The 25,475-nt window shown below is 64.1% G+C and carries 21 protein-coding genes; 13 read left to right on the top strand and 8 right to left on the bottom strand.

What is annotated here, in order from left to right:
• Positions 1 to 293: 293 nt before the first annotated feature.
• The 8 genes from VM054_10410 to accC all read right to left on the bottom strand — a co-directional run bounded on the left by VM054_10410 (position 294) and on the right by accC (position 13,580).
• Positions 294 to 1,928: a [Fe-Fe] hydrogenase large subunit C-terminal domain-containing protein gene (locus VM054_10410; GenBank protein HUT99473.1), complete on the bottom strand. Its 1,635-nt coding sequence runs from the start codon at positions 1,926 to 1,928 to the stop codon at positions 294 to 296.
• 15 nt (positions 1,929 to 1,943) lie between these two features.
• Positions 1,944 to 3,707, bottom strand: coding sequence for a CCxxC motif-containing NuoF prefix domain-containing protein (locus VM054_10405; protein HUT99472.1), 1,764 nt, complete (start codon positions 3,705 to 3,707; stop codon positions 1,944 to 1,946).
• A 2-nt stretch (positions 3,708 to 3,709) separates the two neighbouring features.
• Entirely contained in the window at positions 3,710 to 6,316 is a 2,607-nt protein-coding gene (locus VM054_10400) for a pitrilysin family protein (GenBank protein HUT99471.1), read from the bottom strand.
• Between the two features lie 207 nt (positions 6,317 to 6,523).
• Positions 6,524 to 8,005: a hypothetical protein gene (locus tag VM054_10395; GenBank protein HUT99470.1), complete on the bottom strand. Its 1,482-nt coding sequence runs from the start codon at positions 8,003 to 8,005 to the stop codon at positions 6,524 to 6,526.
• A gap of 9 nt (positions 8,006 to 8,014) precedes the next feature.
• Positions 8,015 to 8,728, bottom strand: coding sequence for a 2-phosphosulfolactate phosphatase (locus VM054_10390; GenBank protein HUT99469.1), 714 nt, complete (start codon positions 8,726 to 8,728; stop codon positions 8,015 to 8,017).
• Between the two features lie 6 nt (positions 8,729 to 8,734).
• Positions 8,735 to 10,213, bottom strand: a complete 1,479-nt coding sequence (locus tag VM054_10385; GenBank protein HUT99468.1) for a restriction endonuclease subunit S — start codon at positions 10,211 to 10,213, stop codon at positions 8,735 to 8,737.
• Positions 10,207 to 12,222: an N-6 DNA methylase gene (locus tag VM054_10380; protein HUT99467.1), complete on the bottom strand. Its 2,016-nt coding sequence runs from the start codon at positions 12,220 to 12,222 to the stop codon at positions 10,207 to 10,209. The genes VM054_10385 and VM054_10380 overlap by 7 nt, the downstream gene beginning before the upstream one ends.
• 14 nt (positions 12,223 to 12,236) lie before the next feature.
• Complete coding sequence (gene accC, locus VM054_10375) at positions 12,237 to 13,580, bottom strand: acetyl-CoA carboxylase biotin carboxylase subunit (protein ID HUT99466.1); 1,344 nt, start codon at positions 13,578 to 13,580, stop codon at positions 12,237 to 12,239.
• A 133-nt stretch (positions 13,581 to 13,713) separates the two neighbouring features.
• Here accC and yidD point away from each other — a divergent pair, with 133 nt between their 5' ends.
• From yidD to dnaJ, 13 genes are all read left to right on the top strand, one after another.
• Positions 13,714 to 14,208 carry a membrane protein insertion efficiency factor YidD gene (yidD, locus tag VM054_10370; GenBank protein HUT99465.1) on the top strand — a complete coding sequence of 165 codons (495 nt, stop codon included), beginning with the start codon at positions 13,714 to 13,716 and terminating at the stop codon, positions 14,206 to 14,208.
• Positions 14,205 to 15,107, top strand: coding sequence for a tetratricopeptide repeat protein (locus VM054_10365; GenBank protein HUT99464.1), 903 nt, complete (start codon positions 14,205 to 14,207; stop codon positions 15,105 to 15,107). The genes yidD and VM054_10365 overlap by 4 nt, the downstream gene beginning before the upstream one ends.
• A gap of 262 nt (positions 15,108 to 15,369) precedes the next feature.
• Complete coding sequence (locus VM054_10360; GenBank protein ID HUT99463.1) at positions 15,370 to 16,332, top strand: YihY/virulence factor BrkB family protein; 963 nt, start codon at positions 15,370 to 15,372, stop codon at positions 16,330 to 16,332.
• A 227-nt stretch (positions 16,333 to 16,559) separates the two neighbouring features.
• Positions 16,560 to 16,916: a carboxymuconolactone decarboxylase family protein gene (locus tag VM054_10355; protein HUT99462.1), complete on the top strand. Its 357-nt coding sequence runs from the start codon at positions 16,560 to 16,562 to the stop codon at positions 16,914 to 16,916.
• Positions 16,913 to 17,914 carry a phosphotransferase gene (locus VM054_10350; GenBank protein HUT99461.1) on the top strand — a complete coding sequence of 334 codons (1,002 nt, stop codon included), beginning with the start codon at positions 16,913 to 16,915 and terminating at the stop codon, positions 17,912 to 17,914. Before VM054_10355 ends, VM054_10350 begins: the two co-directional genes overlap by 4 nt.
• A gap of 98 nt (positions 17,915 to 18,012) precedes the next feature.
• Positions 18,013 to 18,855, top strand: a complete 843-nt coding sequence (locus VM054_10345; GenBank protein ID HUT99460.1) for a fumarate hydratase — start codon at positions 18,013 to 18,015, stop codon at positions 18,853 to 18,855.
• Positions 18,856 to 19,422: 567 nt separating this feature from the next.
• Complete coding sequence (locus tag VM054_10340; protein ID HUT99459.1) at positions 19,423 to 20,166, top strand: hypothetical protein; 744 nt, start codon at positions 19,423 to 19,425, stop codon at positions 20,164 to 20,166.
• Positions 20,167 to 20,197: 31 nt separating this feature from the next.
• Positions 20,198 to 21,190, top strand: coding sequence for a DPP IV N-terminal domain-containing protein (locus VM054_10335; GenBank protein HUT99458.1), 993 nt, complete (start codon positions 20,198 to 20,200; stop codon positions 21,188 to 21,190).
• Positions 21,191 to 21,467: 277 nt separating this feature from the next.
• Positions 21,468 to 22,526, top strand: a complete 1,059-nt coding sequence (locus VM054_10330; protein ID HUT99457.1) for a hypothetical protein — start codon at positions 21,468 to 21,470, stop codon at positions 22,524 to 22,526.
• A gap of 245 nt (positions 22,527 to 22,771) precedes the next feature.
• Positions 22,772 to 23,578, top strand: coding sequence for a phosphoribosylformylglycinamidine synthase I (gene purQ, locus VM054_10325; GenBank protein ID HUT99456.1), 807 nt, complete (start codon positions 22,772 to 22,774; stop codon positions 23,576 to 23,578).
• On the top strand, positions 23,578 to 24,108 hold the full coding sequence (locus tag VM054_10320; GenBank protein HUT99455.1) for a hypothetical protein: 531 nt from the start codon (positions 23,578 to 23,580) through the stop codon (positions 24,106 to 24,108). The genes purQ and VM054_10320 overlap by 1 nt, the downstream gene beginning before the upstream one ends.
• A 298-nt stretch (positions 24,109 to 24,406) precedes the next feature.
• Entirely contained in the window at positions 24,407 to 24,607 is a 201-nt protein-coding gene (locus tag VM054_10315) for a hypothetical protein (GenBank protein ID HUT99454.1), read from the top strand.
• A 6-nt stretch (positions 24,608 to 24,613) separates the two neighbouring features.
• Positions 24,614 to 25,475 (top strand): molecular chaperone DnaJ (gene dnaJ / locus VM054_10310; GenBank protein ID HUT99453.1); only part of this gene is annotated, 862 nt, incomplete at its 3' end.

The raw sequence follows: 25,475 nt of genomic DNA, 5'->3' as shown, positions 1-25,475 counted from the left end.
ACCATCGAATGTGAAATGTAGGGCGGCCCCTCTGCGGGCCGCCGCGGGCCGACCTAAACGGCGCGCCGTCGGTCGGCCCCTACGAGGGCGACACACTGCTTAAGCCATAAAAGTAGGGGCGGGTGTCCACACCCGCCCGTTTATTTATAAGGTAGCCCTCACCCCGGCCCGTCGGCGCGCCGCTCCCACGGGGAGAGGGAAAACGTGGCCGCCGCGTCATCCACGTTCGCAGCCCCGACCCTCACCCTAGCCCGTAGGCGAGCCTCTCCCTAAAAGGGAGAGGGGATGGGTCACTACACTATCGGATCGAAGAGTTCGGGGTGGAAGCGCCGCAGGCGCTTGTTCTGGTGCGGGTAATCAAACTGGGCCCCGCCGGCCAGGTACACCAGCGCCTGATACCGCTGCTGGAGCTCGGCCGGACCGGCCAGCCGTAGCATCCCGCCACCGCCCAGGCAGCCCCCCGGGCAGGCGTACAACTCCAATAAAATCCGCGGCCCTCCTTTATCGGCGCTCAATTCCACCGCCCGGTCCAGGGCGTTCTGTACCTGTCTCCCGCCGTGGGCCACGAGGACCCGGGCCCGCCCGCCTCCCGGCAGCTCGATCCCCCGCTCCTCCTCCTCGGGAGGGAGGAACCCGCCGCTCGGCGCGGGGAAGGCGGAGCCGCTCCGTTGGGCCCAGACGACCGCCAGACCGTCCGTCACCGCCCCCGGCGCCCCGAGCATCGTCCCCAGCCGCGAGCCGCGCAGGTGGGTGAAGCCCCGGGCTTTGGCCTTCTCCGGCGTCAGCCCCAACCGCCGCAGCAGCCCGGTGAGCTCCCGCACGGTGAGGGAGGCGTCGAGCCCCCGCTCGCGGTCCACGGAGTGGCGCCGGACCCCCTCCTTGGCGGCCGTGCCCGTTGCCAACTGCACCAGGTAGCAGTGACCCGGCGCGAGTCCCAGCTCGGGCGAGACTTTCTGTCGCCATTTGAAGGCGGCCTGTTGTGACGGCCCGGCCTCCGGCGGGAGCCAGCCGGCCAGCTCGGGCCGGTTCAGCCTGACGTACCGCCGCACCGCCTCGCAGGGCGAGATTATCGCCGCGCGGGGTTTTTCACGGTGCAGCCGGTCCGCCAACTCCACCAGGTAGGCGTCCGCCCCCCAGGCGGAATCCACCACCCCGGCGAAGCCCAGGGTGGCCAGGGTACCGATCAGCCGGGGTTGGGCGTCCACCTTGAGCTCGTTCATGAGCGCCGCCGCCGCGGTCGGCTCCAGCACGGCCACGCAGTGGCGGTCCCGGTCCATGAGCGCCGATTCCACCGGCACCACCGCCGAGCGGGGCACCAGGGCGCCCGAGGGGCACGCCAGGGTGCACTGGCCGCAGCTCGTGCAGTGCGGTCCGGCCAGGCCGGGCTCGTCCACGGACCGGGCCTGGACCAGCTTCTCGTCCATACGGAGCGCCCCCCAGCCGAGCTGGTCGCAGAGCGCGACGCACCGCCCGCAGGCCAGGCAGCGGTCGCCCAGGAGCGACACCGAGGCCGAGGAGCGGTCGGTGAAGGTCGGCGCCGCCAGACCGACCGGGGAGCCGTCGGTGATGCCCAGCCGCCCTACCAGCCGCTCCAGCTCGCACTCCCCGTGGCGGTCGCAGACGTGGCAGGAGAGCTCGTGGCGGGAGAGGAGGAGCTTGGCCACCTCGCGCCGGTGGGCCGCGACGGCCGGAGAGCCGGTGTGGTAGACCGCCCCCTGCTCCACCGGCGTCGAGCAGGCCCGGATAAGGACCGCCGGCTCCCGCTCCACGGTGCAGATGCCGCAGCGGCCGTCCGTCTTCAGGAGGGGGTGGTAGCAGAGGGTGGGGATGGCGTGACCGAGCTTGCGCGCGGCCTCCAGAACCGTGGTCCCGGGCGGCGCCTGAACCTCGCGGCCGTCGAGGATGAACGACACCTGGGGGTCCGTCATCGGTCGCCCCTCGGCTCAGGGTTGGGAGTGGAGGGCGTTCAACAGATTCGCGGCCCAGCGGGCCATTTCCGGGGGTGCCTCCCGGCTCAGGTACCCGGCCAGCCGCCCGGCGTGGAAGAGCTCCGCCTCGTCGTCGGCGCCCGTGGTCAGGACGAGCAGCCGCTGCCCCGCCATCCGCCAGCCCAACAGGACGCTCGCCGGCAGCCCGGTGGGCGGGGTGATATCCCCGTAACGGGCGAGGAGACCGGTCAGGGGCGAGAGGCGGACCTCGGGCCGCTCCCCGGTTTCCGCCGGACCGGGTTCCCCCGTCTCCCCGGCGACCCGGAAGACGACCGTCGCGGGCGCGCCCAGGACCGGCGGGCCGGGCAGCTCCTCCGGGTCGGGGAAGTCGAGGACGGCGTCGAACTCCGCCGCCGGCACCGCCCCGCCGCCGTCCAGCGCCGCCTCGTTGACGGGACCCTCGCCGCCACCACAGACCAGGTTCAGCACGTCACCCAGCGGCGTGCCCAGGTTTAATTCCAGAAAGCCCTTGGCCGCCAGTGGTCCCCCCACCAGAAGGCACTTCGTGCCGGGGTGCCGGCCGTGGCCGTAACCCCTGAACCACTCCCCGCCCATCTCCAGGATGGCCGGCACGTTGAGGACCGTCTCCAGGTCCACCCCGAGCGCCTCCCCGTCCTCCGAAGGCTCGCGGACGAGCTCCACCGAGCAGGAGAAGTCCGTGCCCAGGATGCTGTCACCTGTCAGGCCGCGACTCCGCAGCGCTTCCAGGGCGGTGCGCAGGTTCTCCTCGGGCGCCGCGCTCCGGGGGGCGTAGCGCCGCAGCAGGTCGTCCTCGGGCGCCGTCGCCTCGTGGAGGCCGTCCCAGTCGTCGGGGAGGACGATTTCCGCCCGGTCGGTCCGCGTCACCAGCCCCAGCAGGAGGAGGGATTCGAGGACCTGGAAGGGGAGCCCCTCGAGGAGCCGCCGGGTGAGGGGGGGCGGATTGGCCCTCCCGTCGCGCAGGTCGAGGCGGATCAACCCGCCTTCCGTACCCGAGAAGTTCTGCCAGACGGGCGCCACGGGCTCGCCGGTGACGCGCGATTCCAGCCCCGAATCCTCGAGGAAGGCGAAGGCCTCCTCCGGGGTCAGGTGGCGCATGAGGACGTAGAGGGGGTGCAGCCCCCGGCGCATGAGGTGGTCGTCTAAGTTGGTCGGACGGGACAAGCCGCAGTGCGCCGTCACGAGCCGCATCTGCTTGTCCAGAAAGAAGGGGTAGTAGCCGCCCTTTACCTCCTCGACGGTGTACAGGTGGCGGTTGTCGCGGAAGGAGCGCTCCTCGGCCAGGGCGGGCGGGAGGTAGGCCAGCACCTTCTCGGGCCACCCCACGCCGTCGGCGAGGCGCCAAGCGAGTTCGACGGCGTCGTCGGGGGTGACGCCGCCGAAGAGGGTGACCGGCTCCGCGGGCCGCGCCACCCAGACCAGCGGCTCCGCCGAGCAGAAGCCCAGGCAGCCGGTGGGGACGACCTCGAAGGAGTCGGCGGGCAGCCCCTTCCCCAGGATCTTCAGGACCTCCCCGGAACCGACCCCGCGCCCGCAGTCGCCCTGCCCCACCCCGACGAGGGCTCCGGGGCCGAAGGCGATGCGCCGCGCCACCGCCGTCCTGGCCTCGTCGCATTTCGGGTCCGTGTGGCAGAAAGGACCGACGGTGCGGCAGGCGAGCCAGTCACCGCAGGGCTCCGAGTCGGTGTGGCGGCAGCGCTCGCAGCAGCGGTCGAAGAGGGAGAGTGATTCTCCGGTCACGGCTACCTCGTCTTGCGGTCCGGCAGGGTCCCCCGGATGACGCACCGCACGCCGCGCGACGGGTCCAGACATTCCGCCGCCAGGGCGTTGACCTCGTCGTGGGTGACGGCGGCGATGCGCTCGGGGTAGAGATCCACGTCCCGGGCGGTGAGCCCCTGGATCACGGCGCCGGCGTAAACGGCGGCCAACGCCGCGTTCCTCTGGCGCCCGAGCTGGTAGAGGCCGACGACGTGCTCCCTGGCCTCGGCCACCTCGACGGGCTCGAGCCCTCCCCGGGCGACCCGCTCCAGCTCGCCCCGGAGGGCGCCCTGCGCCTCTTCGCCCCGTCCCGGCTGGGTGGCGATGTAGCTGAAGAACCCACCCGCGCCGCGGAGCGGTCGGTAGAGGAAGAAGACGACGTAAGCCAGGTTAAGCCGGTCGCGCAACTCGACGAAGAGCCTCCTCCCGGCCCCGTTCAGCCCCTGGGCCAGCACACCGGCGGCGAAACGCCGGTCGTCGCCCAGCGCCGGAGCGGGGAAGGCCAGCGCCACGTGGGTCTGCTGCTTGGGCAGCCGCTCCTCCACGTTGTCCGTGCCATAGATGCGCGGGGGGGGATCGGGCGGACCGTCACCCCGCCGAAGCCCGCCGAACAGCTCCTCGAGCCGCGCGACGAGGGGGTCGCGCTCGAAGTCGCCGCTGACGCCGATGACCAGACTGTCCGCCCGCAAGCGGTCGCCGTACCACCCCGAGAGCGCCGCGGCGTCCAGGACGCGCACCGTCTCCTCGCGCCCGTCCAGGAAGCGCCCGTACCCCCGCCCCCCGTAGAGGGCGGTGTTGACACGGCCCAGGGTGTACGCCGACGCGTCGTCGGTCCGGGTGGCGATTTCGGCCAGGATGTCGCTCCGCTTAGGCTCCAGCTCGCTTTCGGGGAAGGCGGGCCGCGTCAGGGCCTCGGCGAGGAGGGCCAGCCCCGGGTCCAGGTGGCGGGCGGCGCAGTCCAGCTTGAACCCGTAGAAGTCGCGCTGCACGTCGGTGTCCAGCTCCGCCCCGTAGTACTCCGCGAGGGCGTGGAATTCGCGGGCGTCGTGCTCGCGGGTGCCGCGCAGCGCCATCTCCAGGGCGAAATTGGTCACACCCTCGAGCTCGGCGGGCTCCTCGAAAAGCCCCCCGGTGGTGAAGGCTGCCACCGACGCCAGGGCGCGGGTGGTGTTGCGGCGGAGGACCAGGCGCACACCGTTACCCAGGACCGTCTCCTCGACCGAAACCGGTGAGGGGGAAACGGGGCGGGGGGGCATCTCCGCGGGGGGCCGGCGGACCGGCGGCGGTGACGAATGGTCGGCCGCGGGCTCCAGGTTCCCCAGCTCCGCCGCCCGCCCCGGGGGGACGACCAGCGCCACGCTGAGCTTCTCCGGGGCGAGGTACCGTCCGGCCGCCCCGAGGACCGATTCGGCGCTGACCGCGTAGAGACCGCGGAGGTACTCCTCGGCCCGGCGCCAGTCGCCCAGGTGGTCGTAGTGGGCCAGCTCGTGCGCCTGTCCCTCCACGGTCTCGCGCTCCTGGAGGTATGAGAGCTCCACCGTGTTGCGGACCCGGTTCAGCTCGTAAGGCCCCGCGGGCCGATTCCGGAGCAGCGCCGTCTCGCCCAGAATCGCCGCCAGGGCCCGCCGGACGTCGGCGGGGTCCAGCTCGCAGTCAACGTAGAAGATGCCGGCGTCGTCGCCGATCACCAGGGAGGCCGAGATGTCGTCCACCAGGTTCAGCTCGTCCTTAACCCGGCGGTAGAGGCGGCTGGAGAGGCCGTCGCCGGCCACGCCGGTCAGGATGTCCAGGGAGGGGGTGTCGGGGTGGAGCTGCCCGGGGGTGGGCCAGGCCAGGGCCAGGTGGGCGCGGTTCACCGGCATCTCCTCGACCCTGAACCGGGGCCCGAGCTGCTCCGGCTCCGGAGGGGTGGGGTCCGGTTCGCGGTAGGGGCGGCCGTAGGCGGAAAAGCGCCGTTCCACCTCGGAAAAGATTTTCTCGGGCTCCACGTCGCCGACCACCACCACCCTGGAGTTGCGCGGCGTGTAGTGCCGGCGGTGGTGGTCGAGGACCTGGTCGCGGGTGAAGGTCTTGACCACGTCGAGGTGGCCGCCGACTGAGCGCCCCATGCGGTGGACGGTGTAGACCTGTCCGGCGGCCGACTCCCACAGCCGCGTCCCGGGCTGGTCGTCGCGCATCCTTATCTCTTCGGCGACGACCTCGAGCTCCCGCGCCAGCTCGTCCGGGTCGAAGAGCGGGTTGGACAACGCGTCAGCCAGGACCTCGACGCCGAGCCCCGCGTGCTCCCGGGGGAGGCTGACGAAGTAGGCCGTGGCGTAGTGGCCGGTGAAGGCGTTGATGAAGCCGCCGTGGGATTCTATCTCGCGGCTGATCTCCCCCACGCCCCGGGTCGGGGTCCCCTTGAAGGCCATGTGCTCGATGACGTGGGAGATGCCGCCCGTTCCGTCGGGCTCGTTCACGCTGCCCACGCCCACCCAGACCCACACGGTGACCACCGGGACGGCGGGGTCCCGGCGCACGATGACCCTCAGGCCCGAGCCGGTATCCCGGACCACGGTGCCGTTCCCCCGGAGAAGCTGTTCTTCGTTCATTTGATTTTGGGGGCAAGGGGTTTAACCGAGCGAAGCGAGCTATGCCCCCGGCAAAACCCCTTGTCTCCTCGTTCCCGGCTATAGACAGAGGGGCGCTCGGCCCCCATTTTTTCGCTCAAACGATCCCGCGGGAAGCGACCGCCCCGCAAGCTCGCGACCCGATTTCCCCAAAGAAACAGGGCAACCTTCGAGCCTCCCGCCCGGCCGTCACTTCTTCGTCAGCCGGTCGAGACGCCTGGACACGTCGAGGTAATCGGCGTCCATGGAGTAGCAATTCCGGAGGTGCTCGATGGCCTCGGCGCGCCGGTCGAGCTGGAGGCAGAGCATCGCCGCCTGGTAGTGCATGGCCAGGAGCTCCTGCTCCGAGTCGGTGAGGGTGATGGCCCTCTCCAGTTGCTTCACCGCCAGCTCGGGCATCTTCTTGTCCACGAAGCAGTCGGCCAGGACGGGCAGCGCCTTGGTCTGGAACTCCGCGTGCCGGGAGGCCGCCTGGAGCTCGATTATCGCCTCGTTGAGCATCCCCATCTCCTTGTAGGCGATACCCAGGTCGTAGTGCCCCTGGGGGTCGTCCCCCTCGGTGAGGGTGCTCATCGCCTGCTTGAATTCGCTGATGATTTTGTCGAAGCTGGCGTAGAGGATGACCCCGGTGCCCTCGTCCGTGGTCGGCTCCTCGAGGAGCTCGTCGGTGGTCTCCTCCTCGAAGACGGATTCGTACTCCGGCTCCGCAATAATTTCCGGAGGCTCCTCCTCAACGATGTCGAGCTCCATCCCGCCCTCGGGGATGACGATGAGGTCGGAGGATTCGCGGCGGCTGACGGGCCTGGTCTCCTCGGGCCGTTCGATGGACGGAACGTGCAGGGCCTTGAGCTTCTCGGCGATTCTCTTGATCTCCTCCAACTCCTGGTGGTCGCGCAAGAGGTCGAGGGCGCGCTCGTACTCCCGTCCGGCCTTCTCCAACAGCCCGCTCTTGGCGTACATATCGGCGAGGATGACCGCGATATGGGAGTTATTCGGGTCCAGGGAGACGATGCGCTCGTAAGCCTTCAGAACGGCCAGGGCGTCGCCGGCGCGGCGGTTCGAGTCGGCGAAGCGGAGGAACTGCCCGGAGGCCTCGGCCTTGAAGCCCTCGGCGGCGTAGAGCTCACCCAGCTCCCACAAAGCGTCCACCGGCGGCGAGCCGAGGCGCGTGGCCTTGCGCAGGATGGCGATGGACTTCGTGTTGTAGCCGTCCTCCTTGTAGAGCTGGGCGGCCCGGTGGTAGAAGGCGAAGGCCCGCTGCGAGTTGCCGATCCTGGCGTACATATCGCCCAGGGCGTTGCAGGTGGTCACGTCGTCGAGCTTTTCGGGCAAGATGTGGGCGAACTTGGCGGCGGGCGTTCCGGGACCGCCGGCCAGAGCCGCGCGGACCTCGTCCAGAATATCGTCGGACATCGGTACCCCTGATTTGAGGTTGGGGCGGTCTTCGCGACTCGACCGCGTACGGACGAAGGCGGCATCGGTCAAGAGCTTGGCCTGGTCTTCGAAGAGTTGGGCCCGCTCGTGGTCGGCGCGCCGGCGGTAGAAGAGCGCCAGCATGATGCAGGTGTCGGCGTCCTCGATGTCGGAGGGGCTGATGCGGTTGAAGTGGGCCTCGTGGGCCGTATCGCCCGCGATGGCCTCCATTATCTTGTACAGCAGGTCCTCGTACATTTTTACCCGTCAGCGGGCGGCGCGTATCTCACCGTTTTCGAGGACGCCCACGGTCCCGACGACATCCATGCGCCCGCAGTAGGCCACGTCGTCCGAGAATCCCAGACCGACCAGGGCCCGCCCGTGCTCGCAACGCTCCAGGACGGCTCCGGCGTCCGGGGCCCGGAACAGCGCCAGGACGATCAGGGCCCGGTCGGAGAGGTCAACCCCGTCGGCGGCCAAGCTCTCCATCGAGTCTATTATAGCACCTGCGCAGTAGGTATCTTCAAGGTTTGACCCGCCGCGTTTTCCGGCGCACACCAGCGTCGCGTCCCGGTGGCCTGCGGCCAGCCTTTCCGCCACCGCCCGGCGGTTCACCAGCGCCCCGAGAAGGACCTCCTCCGCCCCACGGCAGGCTGCGAGCGCCCGGGTGCCGTTGGTGGTGGTGTAGGCGATTCGCCGGCCGGCGACCTTTTCGGGCGTGTATTCAAGGGGTGAGTTGCCCAGGTCGAAGCCCGGCGGGCGGACGCCTTCCCGCTCCCCGCCCAGAAGAACGTCAGGCTCAATTTTTTTATAAGCCCGGCATTCCTCCAGGTCGGCGAAGGGGACGACCGCCGCCGCGCCGTTGAAAAGGGCCGTGGTGACCGTGGTCGTGGCGCGCAGGACGTCCAAGACCACGGCGGTACGCCCGTCGAGCTCCGCCGTCGCCCACTCCCCCGGCCCCAACGCCACTTCAACGCGCATTAGGTACTACCGCGCATTGTATATCACTTCTTCATTAGTAATTTGAATCGCCTTTTGCTCGGCGTAGTAAGCCTTCGTGCGCATTTTGTTGGCTTCCAAAGCAAGGTTATTTATATGCTTTTGCATTTCTATGTCTTTAAGCAACGGTACAGGAACCCGAGATACCTGCATATCATCTATTTCATCTACGTTCATGCCGTAGGTAAATCTAGTAACAAGCGTCCAACCATAGTCGGAGTTTAGAAACACGCTCAAGTATCCAGCTATCTCATTATCCGCCGGTACGACCCGAATTACATGCTCGTTAATAACCCATCTCTCCCAATGTTTCGGGGTAAGCATAACTTTTCCTATAGTACCGCTCCTTGAAATCAATACCATGTTTTCCTTTAATACCAGTTCATTCTCTAACTTATTTCTATGATAGGCTACTGATAGATATTTCTTATCAGAAGGGTCAACTTGGAATATCTGTTTGTGGCCGAAAAACACAGTTCCTTGCCCTTCCTCTACATATACCCTCGTAAATCTATTGGGAAGAATAACCTTTGTAGAAATGCGCGGGTTCCCTACATTTGTGACTTCTGCCGCTTCCTTCTGTAAGACATTCAAGATTTCATTGATAATCGGTACGTGGTAAGAACCGTCAAGCCTTGAATCAAACTCAGACAGCTTTACAGGATAGCTCCTTAGACCAGAATCCGTCAGATATGCAGGTTTTAATTTATCAATCGGCGGCAAGTTGAGCGCTTTGTAGAGTAGGCTTTCAGCCTCGTCAAGCAAGGCGTTGGATTCATCTCGCAGTTCATAGGAGTGTACGATTAAATCATGGATCTTCTTCTTCAACTCATTTGGAGGGACGGGTATTGGAATGTTTTCTAGGTGCTCTGGCTCAATATGCTTGATGACTGCCCCATATTGGTTTGTGGTAACAAGTGTTTGACCGATTTTTGTACGTAAGAAGGCGTAGATGTATCCAGAATCACACTTTTGATATGCATGCAATCTAATGACATCATCACTAACCGCGTATTCTTCAAGGGTTTTATTTACATAGGCACATCTACCTACAGAGCCGGACCTTGTAACCAATACCTCTCCAGAAGAAGGCATTAAGCCTTTTAAATCAACCTCGCATAACTTTGATAGATAACCCTTGGGCTCTGGTTTAATATCCTCAATTTGCTTTGGGGTAATAAATGGGTACGTTTTATCTTCTTGATATACCCGAGAAAACCTGCTTGGATAATAAGCTGTTGCTAAGCCTGTATCACCAACCAATTGATTGCGTGGCCATTTGTTCTGCTTTAATACCTCACGGGCATGTCTCCCCTCAATGCCAAAAACACTCGCCTCAAGACGCACCTTTTTGTTTCTCCTAGTGAGCACATCGCTCAACAGGCTCACAGTGCTCCACTGTAAATCCTCTTGGGAAACCTCAACAGATGTTTGAAGCTCCTCTTCCTTGTGTAGCGGCGCTACCATGAGATACCCTCCTGCTTCCGCCACTGTCTGAAGGCTTCAACTACAAGAGGCATTTGGTCATCCTCAATGCGCTTTTTAGCCTTGTACCTGATTACCTGCGTACCATTCGCCGCAGTTTCTACCTCCCCAGAAGACTCATCATCCTCCAGGATTTCATTCCCATATTTGTCTCTCTTATAGGTCTTGTTACCCCGCTTGTCATGCCCCACCTTGTCAACCATCGCCATGAAGATAGGATAGTCCCGCATCTTTCCGGTGCGCTCTTCTTTTCTAACCTGCTCATCGGTCTTTTTCTGGAGGAAGAGAACCGAGGTTTGTGTGCCGTTCTTGGGCTGGAAGGTATCGACATGAAGATCAATACTGGCTAGGATAATCGTGTTCCTAATCAGCCAGTGCCGGATATACGCAAGCCCTGGATTGCCAAGAATCGAGTCGGGGAGGACGATGCCCATACGCCCACCGGGTCTTAGGAACTGCACACAACGCTCGATGAAAAGTTGCTCGGGTGGAACAGAGCTTTGAAGCCTATCGGTTCTTCTCCATGCACCAGGATGCTCTTTGTCCTCCTCCCAAATGTATCCTAAATCATACTGGCTAAGAATCGTAGCATCTCTAATCGGTATCTCGCTCCCGAAGGGAGGATTAGTCATTACCACATCGAAGAACCCAATAGTGTCGGCGTTGCGAATGTCAGAGGCACGGATGCCGAGTACCTTCGACACCCCCTCTCTAAGGTGCGCCTCCCACTCGTGAGGAGAAAGAAGAGAGTGGCACTGGAATATATTAACGTTGCCGTCGTTGTTCATCACCATGTTCATTTTCGTGGCTTTAACCAGGGTCGTGCTTAAATCGAAGCCAATGAAGTTCTCTTCGGCAACCTGTCTTATTTTACGAGCGAATGTATCCTTCTCAGTGTCTGACCATTCCTTTTGAGTCTTACCTAACTCCTCCTCAAATGCCTGCCTCAACACATCTCCCACATAATTCATTGCCACGACAAGAAATCCGCCGGTGCCACATGCGGGGTCAAGCACCCGCTCGTCAACAGTGGGCTCAAGCATCCCTACGGCCATTCTTACGACGTTACGCGGGGTAAAGAACTCCCCTCTATCCCCACGAAGGTTCGAGCCGACGATTTCTTCGTAAGCCTTCCCTTTAATATCTACGTCGGTGCCGAGGAAGGAATAGCTCTGCAATTCGCTTACAATGTAAGCCAGGCTCCGAGGCTTGAGTTTTATCTTGTCGGCGGCCTCGAATATCTGGGGGTACTGCGCCTTGACCGCATCAAAGATTCGGCCGATACGACCGGCGATTACAAGCTGACCATCGGGGTTTGCCCGCTCCTTGGATTTTGCGTAGAACTCTAAAGGATGACCTATGTTGTGTTCATCGAATATCTTGCAGAAGATAACCTTCAGAAGCTCAAAGAACGCCTCCGATTTCTGAAGCCCGTCATTAGCGTAAATGTGGTTGTGGCAGGTCTTGAAGGCAAAGAGGAGATTGTCTTCCACCGACCTCTTCAGCGTGGTGCGCTTGGGACGCTCGATGTTCTCCAAGGAACCGTCAACAGAAGGGATGTCGTTAGGCTCCTCAAACTCAATCCGGCCTTTCTCATTAACTACCTTCCGATAGACAAACCGCTGCCTCCCATTAGTCCACATCCCCCATTCACAGTTAGGGCAGGAGGACATGTACGCTTGCAACTGCCCTACGCCATCCTTTTTCTGGGTGGGCTCTGTCTTCTCCTTCTTGCACTCAATGATGATTTTAATGTTCTCTTGGGCTCGATTCTCCTTGTCGTGGAAGATAACGATGTCCGCCCGAGGCCGTTTTGAGCCGGTTCTGATCGTAAACTCGACGGCTATCTGTTCCTTCGGGTAGCCATGCTCGATGACAAGGCGCTTTTCAATGTTCTGCCTGACATACTCTTCCGGTGTGTCATCCCTAAACTTCCCATCAACGAAGTCGTAAATCTTACCGGGAGGTACAATCACAACCTTGCTCTCCATGACACAATCCTTTCTCAGATGATCTTCTCTTCCTCCAGGAAGCCGGTGTCGTAGTCGCCGGAGATGAAGCGGGGGTTGTCCAGGAGCGCCAGGTGGAAGGGGATGGTGGTCTGGATGCCGTCTATGACGATCTCGTTAAGGGCCTTGCGCATCCTGGCGATGCAGTCGGCGCGGTCGGCGCCCTTGACGATGAGCTTGGCCACCAGCGAATCGTAGTACGGGCTGACGTTGGCGCCGGGCTCGGCGTAGGTGTCCACGCGGACGCCGTCCCCGGTCGGGGCCTTGAAGTCGGTGATGGTGCCCGGGTTGGGGGTGAAATTCCTTAGGGGGTCCTCGGCGTTGATGCGGCACTCGATGACGTGGCCGGAGAATGTAATCTCCTCCTGGGTCCAGGAGAGCTTCTCCCCGGAGGCGACGAGGATCTGCTCGCGGACGAGGTCGGTGCCGGTGCGCATCTCGGTGACTGGGTGCTCGACCTGGATGCGGGTGTTCATCTCCATGAAGTAGAATTTGCCGCTGGCGTCGAGGAGGAACTCGACGGTGCCGGCGGAGTGGTATAGGGCGGCCTGGGCGGCGCTCACGGCGGCATCGCCCATGCGCTGACGCAGCTCGGCGTCCACGGCGGGGCTGGGGGACTCCTCGAGGAGCTTCTGGTGGCGGCGCTGGATGGAGCAGTCGCGCTCGCCAAGGTGCACCACGTTGCCGTGACGGTCCCCGGCGATTTGGATTTCCACGTGCCGGGGCTTGACGATGTACTTCTCCAGGTAGACGCTGCCGTCGCCGAAGGCGTTCTCGGCCTCGGTCTGGGCGGTGGTGAAGGCGCCGAGGAGGGCGACCGGTGTGTGGGCGATGCGCATCCCGCGCCCGCCGCCGCCCGCCACCGCCTTCACGATGACCGGGTACTCGATTTCCTCGGCGACCGACGCGGCCTCGTCGGCGGTCTTGATTACGCCCTCGGAGCCGGGGACCACCGGAACTCCCGCCTCCATCATGGTCCTGCGGGCGGTGGCCTTGTTGCCCATCATGGTGATGGTGCGGGGCGAGGGGCCGATGAAGGTGACGCGGCAGGCTTCGCAGATTTCCGCGAAGTGGGGGTTCTCCGCCAGGAAGCCGTATCCGGGGTGGATGGCGTCGGCGTCGGTGATTTCCGCGGTGGCGATGATGCGGGGGATGGAGAGGTAGCTCTTGCCGGGGGGCGGCGGTCCGATGCAGACGGCCTCGTCGGCTTCGCGGGTGTGGGGCGCGCCGCGATCGGCCTCGGAGTAAACCGCCACCGTGCGGATGCCGAGCTCGCGGGCGGCGCGGATGACCCGCAACGCCACCTCGCCGCGGTTGGCGATGAGTATCTTGTTGAACATGGGACTCTTCTCGATGCGCTATCGAGCGCGGTTCGGAGCCCGCGTATTATAACAGGAAGAGTCCCCATGCGCCACCGTGGGGCGGGGTCTGGTATACTTGATGAGCTTCGCACCGAGGTATGGCCGGAGGATGATGAAGGCGGCCTGGTTGTCATTGATGCTCCTGGTCTCGTACGCCGCGAGTCAAGGCCCCTACGCCCCGCCCGAGGGCGGCTTCGACGAAACGCCGGGCCCGGTCCGCCTCGGCCTCGCCGACGTCCCCGTCACCGCCGGCGGTTCGGAGAGCTTCATGCAGGCGGCCCTCGCCCCGCTCTTCGGGCTGTGGAAATACTGGCTCACGGGGCAGAACGCCTCCTTCTGCCGCTACGAGCCCACCTGCTCGAACTACGCCTACGGGGCGGTGTCCGGGCACGGCCCCGCGAAGGGCGTCATCCTGGCCTTCGGGCGGCTCCTGCGCTGTAACAATCACATCCCGCCGGCGCGCTACCCCGTCCTTCTCTACGATTACTACGCCGTGCTCGAGGCCTACGGTTACCCGCGCTTCGAGGCCTGCGGCGCCTGGGAACCTTTGAACTTCACCGTCTTCGCCCGTGAGGCGCGCGGACACCTCTGGGACCCCGTGCCGTGAAAAAAACCGTCGCCCTTCTCATTATCCTTGCCGCCCTCGCCCCGGCGGCGGAGTTGACGCTCACCGACGAGGGGCAGCTCACTTTCGCCCGGGAGCTCTGCGGGCGGGGCGAGTTCTTCAAGGCGGTGCTGGAGTACGAGCGCCTTTTACATTTCTTCCCGTCGAGCTCCCTGGCCGACGACGCGGCCTTCGGCGTCGGGCTGGCCTACGACGGGGCGGGGGAGTACGGCGTCGCCTCCTCGACCTACCGGCAATTCCTGGCCGATTACCCCTCGAGCGACCTGGTTCCCCGGGTGCGGCTGGCCCTGGGGCGTTCGCTGGCCCTGGGGCGCGACTACGCCGACGCGCGGCTGGAGCTGGAGGGGCTGGCCTCCGAATCCCCACCGCTGGAGAGCTCGGGCCGGGCGCGGATTCTCTGCGGCCTGACCTACCTGCCGACCTGGGACCTGGAATCGGCCGAGGGCGAATTTTCCCGGGCCGCGGGTGATTTCCCCGGCGACCCCGCAGGCGCGCTGGGCGATGAGTTGGCCCGAATCGCCGCCCGCCGGACTGAGCTGCCCCGGGTGAACCCCGGCCTCGCCTCGTTGGCCTCGGCCCTGGTGCCGGGGCTGGGGCAGGTCATCGCGGGCGACTTCTGGGACGGCGTCCTGGCGCTGACCACCAACGCGCTGTGGATTGGGGCCACATGGTGGGCCGCCGAGGAGGGGGAGTTCCCCGCCGCCACCCTGGCCGGGTTCATCGGCGCCGGGTTCTACCTCGGCAACGTGTACAACGCGGGGCAGGCCGCCGAGGAGGCCAACCGCCGCGCCGTGGCCGCCCTGGCAGGGGAGATTACCCTCTCGGTCCGCCGCTGGGAGGCCGAGAACGGCTCCGGCCTGACCCTCGTCCCCTCCCCGTGAGGCCCATCCTCACCCTCGACCCTCCTCGTTCGTAAGCATATTTGGGAACGAGGGAGAGGGTTTGATCGGGTGCATGGTGACGCGGCCCGCCGGTAAACTGAAGACGACGGAGTGGGCGCGACCGTCGCCCGGCCGGTGGCGGCCGCGCAGACCGCAGAGTGGACATTCGACGGGATTGCCGTAAACCCTTTTCTTTTGCGTAGATGCGACTGCCGACGGTGGTGATTACCCCGCCACATCCGTCGTAGGAGCCGAGCCGTCCATGCCCCACACCCCCGGCAACAGCGTCCGCGACCTCCTCCGACGCCTCCCGAAACCGGCTCAAATCTGGGCCGGCGTCAAGGGCTTCTTCCGCTTCCTGGGCGGGGTCCTCAAGAGCCACTTCGTCACCCACCAGGGCTCCCTCTCCGCGGCCGGAATCGCCTTCTTCCTCGGGGTGAACCTCGTCCCCCTGGTCCTTCTGGGGGTGAGCGTCTTCGGCTTCATCCTCGGCTCAAGCGGAGCGGCGGCCCGGACCGTGACCGAGGCGCTGGGCGGGATAATCCCCGAGTCCCTGGGCTGGGCGGGGAATCTTCTGGAAAAGGCGGTGGGGGCCAGGGTCGAGGTGGGAATCGTGGGGCTGGTGGTGCTCCTTTGGCTCTCGTCGCGGCTCACCGACTCCGTCCGCCGGGCGCTGGACAACATCTGGGGCGCGGGGCGCAAGAGGCGCTGGTGGGAGGGGAGGCTCATCGCCCTGGGCATGCTCCTGGGGGTCTTCGTGTTCCTGTTGGCGGGGACCGTCCTCACCGGGCTCCTGGCCAAGCTTGCCGGATCCGACTGGCGGCTGGGGGGGTGGGAGTTCCCCCTGGCCAGGGGCCTCGCCCGGATCATCCTGCTGGTCGTCCCCTATATCCTCACGGCGCTCTTCTTCTTCCTCGTCTACCGCCTGGTGCCCACGGCGCCGGTGAGCTGGCAGGCGGCGTCCGTGGGCGCGCTCACCGCAGCGCTCGCCTACGAGGCGGCCAAGGTGCTCTTCAGCTTCTACCTGGCCGACCTGGCCCGGCCGGACGTCTACTACGGCGTCCTGGCCGGTCTGGTCGCTTTCAGCTTCTGGTCCTACTACGCGGCGACGATTCTGTTGTTGGGGGCGGAGCTGGCCTACGCGGTCGAGGGGCGCCGCGCCCAGTGGAAGCTGCGCCGACGGGCCCGCGGCATCACCGACGGCCTGCGCGACGGGACGGTGTAGCCCGCTTGAATAACGCCGCCTAATAGAGTATTCTTCTCGCAACGACACCCATGGGCCGGCATCCGGTCCGGGCGGCGCGACGACTCCCGCGATGCTGCCACTTCTGCACTGCTCCGCCACCGGAGGACGGCTTTTCCCGTAATGAGGGAGGAGGACGGTGACGGGAGACGGGTGAGGTAATTTCCTCTACAACCGCGGCAAATCGCATCCAGTACTGGAGTTTTTAGATGACTAATGCAACGGAAGATTTCCGCCGGGAGCGGGAGGAGCTCAACGAGCTGGTCCTCTCCCGGGGCGGGAAAATCACGAAACGTTTTTTCTCACTCGACAGCCAGGTCTACGGCGAGGGGAGGCTCCCCGGCGGGTTCAAGGAGCTGCTGGGGCTCGTCGCCTCGACCGTCCTGCGCTGCGAGGACTGCGTCACGTACCACGTCCTGCGCTGCAACGACGAGGGCGTGGAGGGCGAGGAGTTCTACGAGGCCCTCGAAGTGGCGCTCGTGGTGGGGGGCTCCGTGGTCATCCCCCACTACCGCCGCGCCGCCCGCCTCTGGGAGGAACTCCGGGGGAAGGGGGGTCGGCCGTGAGCTACAACACCTTCGGCGCCCCCGACTGGGAAATCACACCCGTGGGCAAGACGGCGTTGGAACAGGCGCTCGCCCGGCACCTCTCCCGGGCCGTCGCCGTGGAGAACATCGTCTTCGCCGAGCCCGATCCCCTGTCCACGGCCGTCGGCAACGGTTTCGCCCCCCGGCGGGGAACCGTGACGACCCGGGGCGGGCGGGGGGAAGAGAACCGGGTGGACCTCTTCTTCAAGATTCCCGGCGAACGCGAGGTGGAGGCCCTGGTCCTGGGTCATAGGCTGGGTATGAAGCACCAGCCGCGCATCCTCGTCTCCTCCCTGGACATCAAGTCGAACGGCGTCGAGAGCCGGGCCCTGTGCTACCTCTTCGTGCCGGGTCAGGCGCTCGGAAACGGCGCCGACGGCAACCCCTTCACCGCCGATTCCCTCCCCGAGGGAATCGTGGCCGACATGGCCATCCTCCACGCCTCCACCGCCGGTCACGCCGAGGCCTACCTCCGGCGGGGCTACACCTTCGTCTCCCGGGAGAGCCTGATCGAGGCGTCGGTGGACGATACCGCGGCGTACCTCGACCTTCCCGGCATGAGTGCTGAAGCTGGGGCTCTACTGAGCCGCGCAACAGCGGTGTCCGCCGAGGCAGTGGAACTGGCCGCGGGCGAGGGCCCGGTGGTGGTCCACGGCGAGCTCGAGCCACCCAACGTCGTGGTGGGCGCCGACGGGTCCGGGACCCTGGTGGACTGGGGCGAGATGGGGCTCGGCTGGGCGGCGCTGGACCTGGCCTCCTGTCTGGGCTACGAGCAGCTCGCGCTCTACCGGAAGACGGCCGGCGACCGCAACCCGTCCTGGAATCCGCCCGACGAACGGGCGCTGGCCGCGGCCCGCCTGGTACACGCCCTGGTGCACCTCAAGCGGTTCGTCCGGGACTCGGGCGGTCAGCCCCCGTCGGCGGTGTCGGTCGGGGCCCTGGTCGGCCGGCTGGACGAGACCCTGACCCGGCTCTGAGATTAAACAGCCCGGGGAGTGCGAAATCCGACGCGCGGTCGGTTTACCCGTGCATTCCCCGAAACGCGCCTACTGAAACCCAAACCCGAAAGACGGACATGCGAGAGATAGACGCGAAAGACGTCACCGCCACCGTCCGGCAACTCTGCCTGGACGCCGCCTACTACCTGCCCGAGGACGTGGAAAAGGCGCTCCGTGATTTCCGCGCCGAGGAGCCATCCCCCGTGGGGCGCGACGTCCTCGACGTGATAATCAAAAACGCCGAGATCGCCCGGGATGAGGAGGTGGCCATCTGCCAGGACACGGGCTACGCCGTGGCCTTCGTGACCCTGGGCCAGGAGGTGCGCATCACCGGTGGCGGGCTCACCGAGGCCGTCGCCGAGGGGGTGCGCCGGGGCTACGCCGACGGCTACCTGCGAAAGTCCATCGTGGTAGACCCCCTGAGGCGCAAGAACACCGGCGACAACACACCGCCCGTCATCCACTACGACGTGGTCCCCGGCGACGCGCTCGTAATCCACTTCGAGCCCAAGGGCGGCGGCTGCGAGAACATGAGTCGGGTGGCCATGCTCAAGCCCGCCGACGGGGTGGAGGGCGTGCGGCGCTTCGTCCTGCGCGTGGTGGACGAGGCCGGCCCCAACCCCTGCCCCCCCACCATCATCGGGGTGGGCATCGGCGGCGACTTCGAGAAGTGCGCCATCCTGGCAAAAAAAGCCACCCTGCGCACCGTGGGCGAGCACAACCCGGACCCGTACTACGCCGGGCTGGAGAAGCAGTGGCTCGATGAGATTAACCGTCTCGGCATCGGGCCCCAGGGGCTGGGCGGTCGGACCACCTCCCTGTGGTTGGCCATCGAGACCTACCCCTGCCACATCGCCAGCCTGCCGGTGGCGGTGAACGTGCAGTGCCACGCCGCGCGGCACAAGTCCGTCGAGCTCTGAAAAACCTATGCGGCGAATCCGGTCTTCAATTGCTGAGAGAGCCAGACCGGCTCTCTTTCTTCTTCTTCATCGGCATAATTATTTATGGAATCACATTTCCTAACCGGACCACGCCAATCGGAAGAAGGCTTTAACAAACGGCATCACAAGGTTTATGACCCTGCCACAGAGGAATGTGGCAAAGAGGAAGGACACGCCTGTCGAGTTTATATCACCCTCTTGAATGACCCGCCCTTTTCGGCGGCCCGTGGAAGGGCCGCCATACACCTTTTACATTCAGCATCTCTTCTTTTAAATGTGTGCTGACAGATCGTTAGCGGTCGTCTCAACATCGTGCTGGTCCGAAATGAAGTGGTGATCCCTTATTTATCTGTGTATCATTCAGAATTCCTTTTAAGGTCTGGTTTTATAGGCGGGGAGATAAAAAACCTTTCTTTAAGTTGTGCGCTTCTCCTCGGGCTCACGCTGGGATGCTCGTTTCCTACTTCAGGTGACGGGGACGGTGATGATCAACCCGTCCGCATCGCTTTTCACTCCGACCGCGACGGGGACGGGGAAATCTTCGTGATGGACGACGACGGGGGCAACCAGATCCAGTTGACCGACAACGAAAGCGGTGATTGGGGTCCCGCATGGAGCCCGGACGGCGATCGCATCGCCTTCGATTCCAACTGCGACGGGGACTTGGAAATCTTCGTGATGGACAGCGACGGGCGCAACCAGACACGGTTGACCGACAACGAAAGCGCCGATTGGGATCCCGCCTGGAGTCCCGACGGCGGATGCATTGCCTTCGATTCCAACCGCGACGGGGACGAGGAAATTTTCGTGATGGACGCCGACGGGCGCAACCAGACACAGTTGACCGACAACGAAAGCGGTGATTGGGATCCCGCATGGAGCCCGGACGGCAGTCGTATAGCCTTTCACTCCTTCCGCGACGGGGACGACGAGATATTCATCATGGACGCCGACGGGGGCAACCAGATCCAGTTGACCGACAACACCAGTGGTGACTGTTGGCCCACCTGGAGTCCGGACGGCGGCCGCATCGCCTTCGTTTCCGACCGCGACGGGGACGATGAAATCTTCGTGATGGACGCCGACGGGCGCAACCAGACCCAGTTGACCGACAATGTAAACATTGACTGGTGGCCCACCTGGAGTCCGGACGGCAGCCGCATCGCCTTCGGCTCAGTCCGCGACGGGGACTATGAAATCTTCGTGATGAACAGCGACGGGAGCAACCAGACCCAGTTGACCTTCAACAGTAGTTATGACGATCATCCCGCCTGGTACCCGGTGGAATAAAAAACTTACAACTGAAGGAGGAGCAAGCCCAATGAAGGCAAACAAGTTTCTTTTTGCGGCCATTGCGATAGTTGCCGTCCTGTTTTCCTTGAGCTGCTACAAACAATACCGCATCGCCTTTATACGGAGCAATGAAATCTTCGTGATGGATGCCGATGGAAGCAATGTAACCCAGTTGACGAACAACACAAGTGATGACAGGAATCCCGCCTGGAGTCCGGACGGCGGCCGCATCGCTTTCGAGTCCAAACGCGACGGGGACGGGGAAATCTTCGTGACGGACGCCGACGGAAGCAATCAGACCCAGTTGACCGACAACGACTATGGGGACCATTGCCCCGCCTGGAACCCCGACGGCAGCCGCATCGCCTTCATATCCAACCGCGACGGGAAGCGGAATATCTTCGTGATGGACGCCGACGGACGCAACCAGACCCGGTTGACCGACAACGCTCGCGACAGCTGGTCTCCCTCCTGGAGTCCGGACGGCCGCCGCATCGCTTTCGTTACCTGGCGCGAGGGGGGCGATGAAATTTTCGTGATGGACGCCGACGGGCGCAACCAAACCCAGTTGACCTTTAATAGTAGAGAGGACTGGTATCCCTCCTGGAGTCCCGACGGTAGCCGCATCGCCTTTCAATCCGAATGCGTCGGGGGTAGTGGCTGTGTAATTTTCGTGATGGACGCCGACGGTGGCAACCAGACCCAGTTGACCGACAACGGAAGCTTTGACCTCTATCCTGTCTGGAGTCCGGACGCCCGCCGCATTGCCTTCTATTCCCAACGCGTAGGGGATGTCGGGGGCTGGGACATTTTCGTGATGGACGCCGACGGAGGCAACCAGACCCCGTTGACCTCCACCAAAAGCAGGTATCCCGCTCCAGACTGGAGTCCGGACAGTAGCCGCATCGCCTTTATACGGAACTATGCAATCTTCGTGATGGACGCCGACGGAAGCAATCAGACCCAGTTGACCGACACCGATGATTGGGACAGTTCCCCCACCTGGGGTCCGGTGGAGTAGGTCCCGCCATGACTCTATCCACGGTGGGTGACGAGGGGTAACAATGTGTAGGGCGGCCCCGCGGGATGCATCCCCCGTGGCCCGTCGCTTCTGATTCCCTTTTAAAACGGACAACGTCCAGAGTCACACGGCGCGGCACAAGTCCGTCGTGTTGTAAAAAGCCAACATCAGCACGTTAAAAATCAGGAGAGCCCGACCGGCTCTCTTTTTACATTGACAGGATTTTTGCTTTAATATTTAATGGTCGTGGAAGTTTTCCTGGTTTGGAGGGAGGGAGATGAGAACCGTTTTTCTAATCTGTGCACTTCTCCTGGGGTTCACGCTGGGTTGTTTGTTTCCGATCTCGAGAAGCGGCGAAGACGTCGGTGGCGGAGAGTATGATAACGGCCTCATCGCTTACCAAGCCTACCGCGACGGGGACTGGGACTGGGAAATCTTCGTGGTGAACGCCGACGGTAGCAACCAGACCCAGTTGACCGACAACACCAGTGATGACATGTTTCCCGCCTGGAGTCCCGACGGCCGCCGCATCGCCTTCGACTCCAAACGCGACGGGGACCGGGAAATTTTCGTGATGGACGCCGACGGGGGCAACCAGACCCAGTTGACCTTCGACGATGACTGGGACGCGGGTCCCGCCTGGAGTCCGGACGGCGGCCGCATCGCCTTTACCTCCGACCGCGACGGGGACCGGGAAATCTTCGTGATGGACGCCGACGGGAGCAACCAGATCCAGTTGACCGACAACGAAAGCCTTGACAGGTGGCCCGCCTGGAGTCCCGACGGCAGCCGTATCGCCTTCGTTTCCGACCGCGACGGGGACTGGGAAATCTATGAGATGGACGCCGACGGGCGCAACCAAAGACGGCGAACATACGGAAGCGGTAAAGAAAATCAATTCGCGGATGAAACGCCTGCCTGGAACCCGGACGGCAAATGCATCGCCTACCACGCAAAAGATGATAATGGTGACTGTGAAATTTACGTGTTAAAGGGAGGCCATCAAAGAGAATTGACCCACAATATAATAAAAGATATTGAACCCAAATGGAGTCCTGACGGACTTCACATAATTTTTACCTCCTACCCAAACGGTATTACATGGGGCAGTGAAATTTTCTTAATGGAAGCCGACGGTAGTATGCTGATCCAGTTGACCACCAATTATAGTAACAGCTGCGATCCCGCCTGGAGCCCCGACGGCCGCCGCATCGCCTTCTCATCCGGTCGCACCGGCAGTCGCTCGGAAATCTTCGTGATGGACGCCGATGGGGGCAACCAGACCCAGTTGACCACAGAAGGAGGTCTTAATCCCGCCTGGTGCCCGGTGGAGTAGCCCACCCCCTCTCCCCTCCGGGGAATCCTGCATGGCACGGGCCGGGGTGAGGGGTTTTCTTCCCCGCCATTGAAGACGGTTGACCCTCACCGCATCGGGGTCAACGATTGCCCCGGTTTGGGAATGTAGGAGGACGCCGTGCGCGGGGCCGTGTTATTCATCTGGTCCGTCGAGCCGTAGCGGGATAACTCTCCCGGGTTTTGGTAAAATGGGGGCTTCGAGCCCCTTTTCCATTTTTTTACACCATGCCCAAAGTCGCCGTCCTGGCCTTCCCCGGCACCAACTGCGAGTACGAGAGCGTCCGCGCCTGCGAGGCCGCGGGCCTCGACGCCGAAATCGTCCGCTGGAACGAGCCGGACAAGCTGCGCTCCGCCGACGCCTACTTTTTGGCCGGGGGGTTCAGCTTCCAGGACCGGGTGCGCGCCGGGGCCATCGGCGCCAAGGAGGCCGTCCTGGACGAGGTCTCCCGGGCCGCCGACGCCGGAAAGCCGGTCCTCGGCGTGTGTAACGGGGCGCAGACGCTCCTGGAAGCCGGGCTCGTGCCCGGAATCAAAGAGGGCCACCCCCTCGAGATGGCCCTGGACGCCAACGCGCACGGCTACCTCTGCCGCTGGACGTACCTCCGCGTGGAGAACCCGACCGGGAGCCTCTTCACCAGAATGTACGAAAAGGGCGAGGTCGTCCCCGTGCCCATGGCCCACGCCGAGGGGCGCTTCACGACGGGCGACAGGGAGATTCTCGTGCTCGTCGAGAGGAACGGCCAGGTGGCCTTCCGCTTCGCGAATCCCGACGGCTCGCCTGCGGAAGGCGGCTACCCGGTCAATCCCAACGGCGCCCTGGGCGACATCGCGGGGCTGACCAACCCGGCGGGGAACGTGCTGGCGGTCATGCCGCACCCCGAGCGGGCGAGCTGGCTCTGGCAGCTCCCGCGGGAGCTGGCCGGCCCCTGGGGCGAGCGGCGCCGGTCCTACGACGGGGGGGATTTGGACGAGGCCGGGCCGGGGCGGAAGCTCTTCCTCTCCCTCGCCGCGCACCTGAAGGGGGCGGCCTGATGGCGGAGCTCGACCTGCTGGTTCGGCTGAAGGTGCCGGACACGGTGGCCGCCTCGGCCCGCTTCGCCCTGGTCGAGCTTCTGGGGCACACCAACCTTTCCGCGCTGGACCGCGAGGAGCTCTGGCGCTTCACGGGCGCTTTCGACCCGGAAAAATTGCTGCCCGAGCTGCTCCGGCGGACCAGCCGCTTCGTCAACCCGTCGAAGCACGCCCACCGCCGGGTGGATTCCCTCGCCGGGCTGACGCCGCCGCGTGATGACGGGGGGACACCCGTGGGTGTTCTGGTCTCCAAGCGCGACGACTTCGCCGGGCGCGACGCCCTCGCCTACTGCCGGAACACCCTCGGCCTGACCGAAATCGAGGGCGCGCGCTACTCCACTCTGTGGACGCTGTGGCTCACCGGCGGCGACCCGGCGGACTCCGCCCGGAGGATGGCCGACTGCTCGGCCCGCACGCCGGGGCTTCTGGCCAACCCGCACTGCGAGGTGTGGGAGTTGATTGCTTTCCAAAACCTGCGAATGATTCGTTAATCCAGGCAGGCAGGCGCCGGCACGCGTTTTTGCCGGAAGTGAACGCAGAATTATCGAGATGCTCCGAACTCCGCAAAAACCGTGACGGCGCCGGCACAACGCCAATACTTCCTTTTCATCGAAAGAAGTAGAAATGGAGAGATGCGCCATCTGCGGTTGCAAGGTTCACAGAAGCGGTAATTATGCGCAAGATACACTTGAAGGACGTTCACATGCTACTGAGGAACATTGCGTAGCAAAACGTCTTAGGAAATTTCTCAACGGTCACCCCTGGTTCAACAATACAGATACGCTTTTGATGTGCTACGAATGCCACGAGGAGCTGCTCCACAACCCGGTCCTTTTAAAAGAGGACGTCGAGAGGTTCAACACTTTGGTGAAAGAACGGAAACTCGACGAGGATGAGAAATCCGAGGGTCGGGAGAAAATCGCCGGGCGCATCGAGCTGTTCCATGAAGTTATAAGTGCGGGATTGAACGCCCTTCTCGATGAATCTTAACCAGCGATGACCATCCACCGACGCGATTACTACGAGGTCCTGGAAGTCGAGCGCGACGCCGACGCGACGGCCGTCAAGAAGGCCTACCGCAAGAAGGCGCTCGAGTTCCACCCCGACCGCAACCCCGACGACCCCGCGGCCGAGGAGCGCTTCAAGGAGGCGTCCGAGGCGTACCAGGTGCTCTCGGACCCGCAGAAGCGCGCGGTTTACGACCGCTACGGCCACGAGGGTCTGGAGGGGCGCGGATACCACGGCTTCGACGACGTCGGCGACATCTTCGACCTCTTCGGCGACCTGTTCGGCGGGCTGTTCGGCGGCGGGTTCAGGCGCGGAGCGCAGCGGATGCACCGGGGTGACGACCTGCGGGCCGACGTCACCGTCACCTACGCCGAGGCGCTCACCGGCGTGACGAGGGAGATTCAAATCCCCCGGGTGGAGCTCTGCCCCCGCTGCCGGGGGACCGGGGCCGAGCCGGGGCATCCCCCGAAGGCCTGCCCCGTCTGCGGGGGGCGGGGGAGGGTCGTGCGCCAGACCGGCTTCATGCGGCTGGAGACCCCCTGCTCCAACTGCCGCGGGACCGGTCAGGTCGTCGAGGAGCCCTGCGGCTTCTGCGACGGGTCGGGGTACACCCGGACCACCCCGCATCTCGAGGTGGAGATTCCCGCCGGAATTGACGACGGCCAGCGCATCCGTCTCTCCGGCGAGGGCAACGACGGCTCGGCCCCCGGTTTCCGGGGCGACCTCTACATCGTCTGCCGGCTCGAGCCCCACCCCGTCTTCCGGCGCAACGGCCGGGACCTGCTCGTGAACCTGGAGCTCACCTACCCCCAGCTCGCCCTGGGGGCGAAGGCGGAGGTGCCGACCCTCG

This window comes from bacterium (genome assembly GCA_035528375.1).
Lineage (GTDB): Bacteria > RBG-13-66-14 > RBG-13-66-14 > RBG-13-66-14 > RBG-13-66-14 > RBG-13-66-14.
The sequence above is the reverse complement of the archived record's forward strand: the minus strand, read 5'-3'. Positions and strand labels throughout refer to the sequence as shown.

What these genes read in the sequence shown, in the direction of transcription:
- VM054_10385 (HUT99468.1), bottom strand. Translation starts at nt 10,213, where the DNA reads ATGGTAGCGCCGCTACACAAGGAAGAGGAGCTTCAAACATCTGTTGAG.
- VM054_10380 (HUT99467.1), bottom strand. Translation starts at nt 12,222, where the DNA reads ATGGAGAGCAAGGTTGTGATTGTACCTCCCGGTAAGATTTACGACTTC.
- VM054_10355 (HUT99462.1), top strand. Translation starts at nt 16,560, where the DNA reads ATGACTAATGCAACGGAAGATTTCCGCCGGGAGCGGGAGGAGCTCAAC.
- VM054_10400 (HUT99471.1), bottom strand. Translation starts at nt 6,316, where the DNA reads ATGAACGAAGAACAGCTTCTCCGGGGGAACGGCACCGTGGTCCGGGAT.
- VM054_10395 (HUT99470.1), bottom strand. Translation starts at nt 8,005, where the DNA reads ATGTACGAGGACCTGCTGTACAAGATAATGGAGGCCATCGCGGGCGAT.
- VM054_10360 (HUT99463.1), top strand. Translation starts at nt 15,370, where the DNA reads ATGCCCCACACCCCCGGCAACAGCGTCCGCGACCTCCTCCGACGCCTC.
- yidD (HUT99465.1), top strand. Translation starts at nt 13,714, where the DNA reads ATGAAGGCGGCCTGGTTGTCATTGATGCTCCTGGTCTCGTACGCCGCG.
- VM054_10320 (HUT99455.1), top strand. Translation starts at nt 23,578, where the DNA reads ATGGCGGAGCTCGACCTGCTGGTTCGGCTGAAGGTGCCGGACACGGTG.
- VM054_10410 (HUT99473.1), bottom strand. Translation starts at nt 1,928, where the DNA reads ATGACGGACCCCCAGGTGTCGTTCATCCTCGACGGCCGCGAGGTTCAG.
- VM054_10345 (HUT99460.1), top strand. Translation starts at nt 18,013, where the DNA reads ATGCGAGAGATAGACGCGAAAGACGTCACCGCCACCGTCCGGCAACTC.
- VM054_10315 (HUT99454.1), top strand. Translation starts at nt 24,407, where the DNA reads ATGTGCTACGAATGCCACGAGGAGCTGCTCCACAACCCGGTCCTTTTA.
- accC (HUT99466.1), bottom strand. Translation starts at nt 13,580, where the DNA reads ATGTTCAACAAGATACTCATCGCCAACCGCGGCGAGGTGGCGTTGCGG.
- VM054_10340 (HUT99459.1), top strand. Translation starts at nt 19,423, where the DNA reads ATGGACGACGACGGGGGCAACCAGATCCAGTTGACCGACAACGAAAGC.
- purQ (HUT99456.1), top strand. Translation starts at nt 22,772, where the DNA reads ATGCCCAAAGTCGCCGTCCTGGCCTTCCCCGGCACCAACTGCGAGTAC.
- VM054_10390 (HUT99469.1), bottom strand. Translation starts at nt 8,728, where the DNA reads ATGCGCGTTGAAGTGGCGTTGGGGCCGGGGGAGTGGGCGACGGCGGAG.
- VM054_10330 (HUT99457.1), top strand. Translation starts at nt 21,468, where the DNA reads ATGAGAACCGTTTTTCTAATCTGTGCACTTCTCCTGGGGTTCACGCTG.
- VM054_10335 (HUT99458.1), top strand. Translation starts at nt 20,198, where the DNA reads ATGAAGGCAAACAAGTTTCTTTTTGCGGCCATTGCGATAGTTGCCGTC.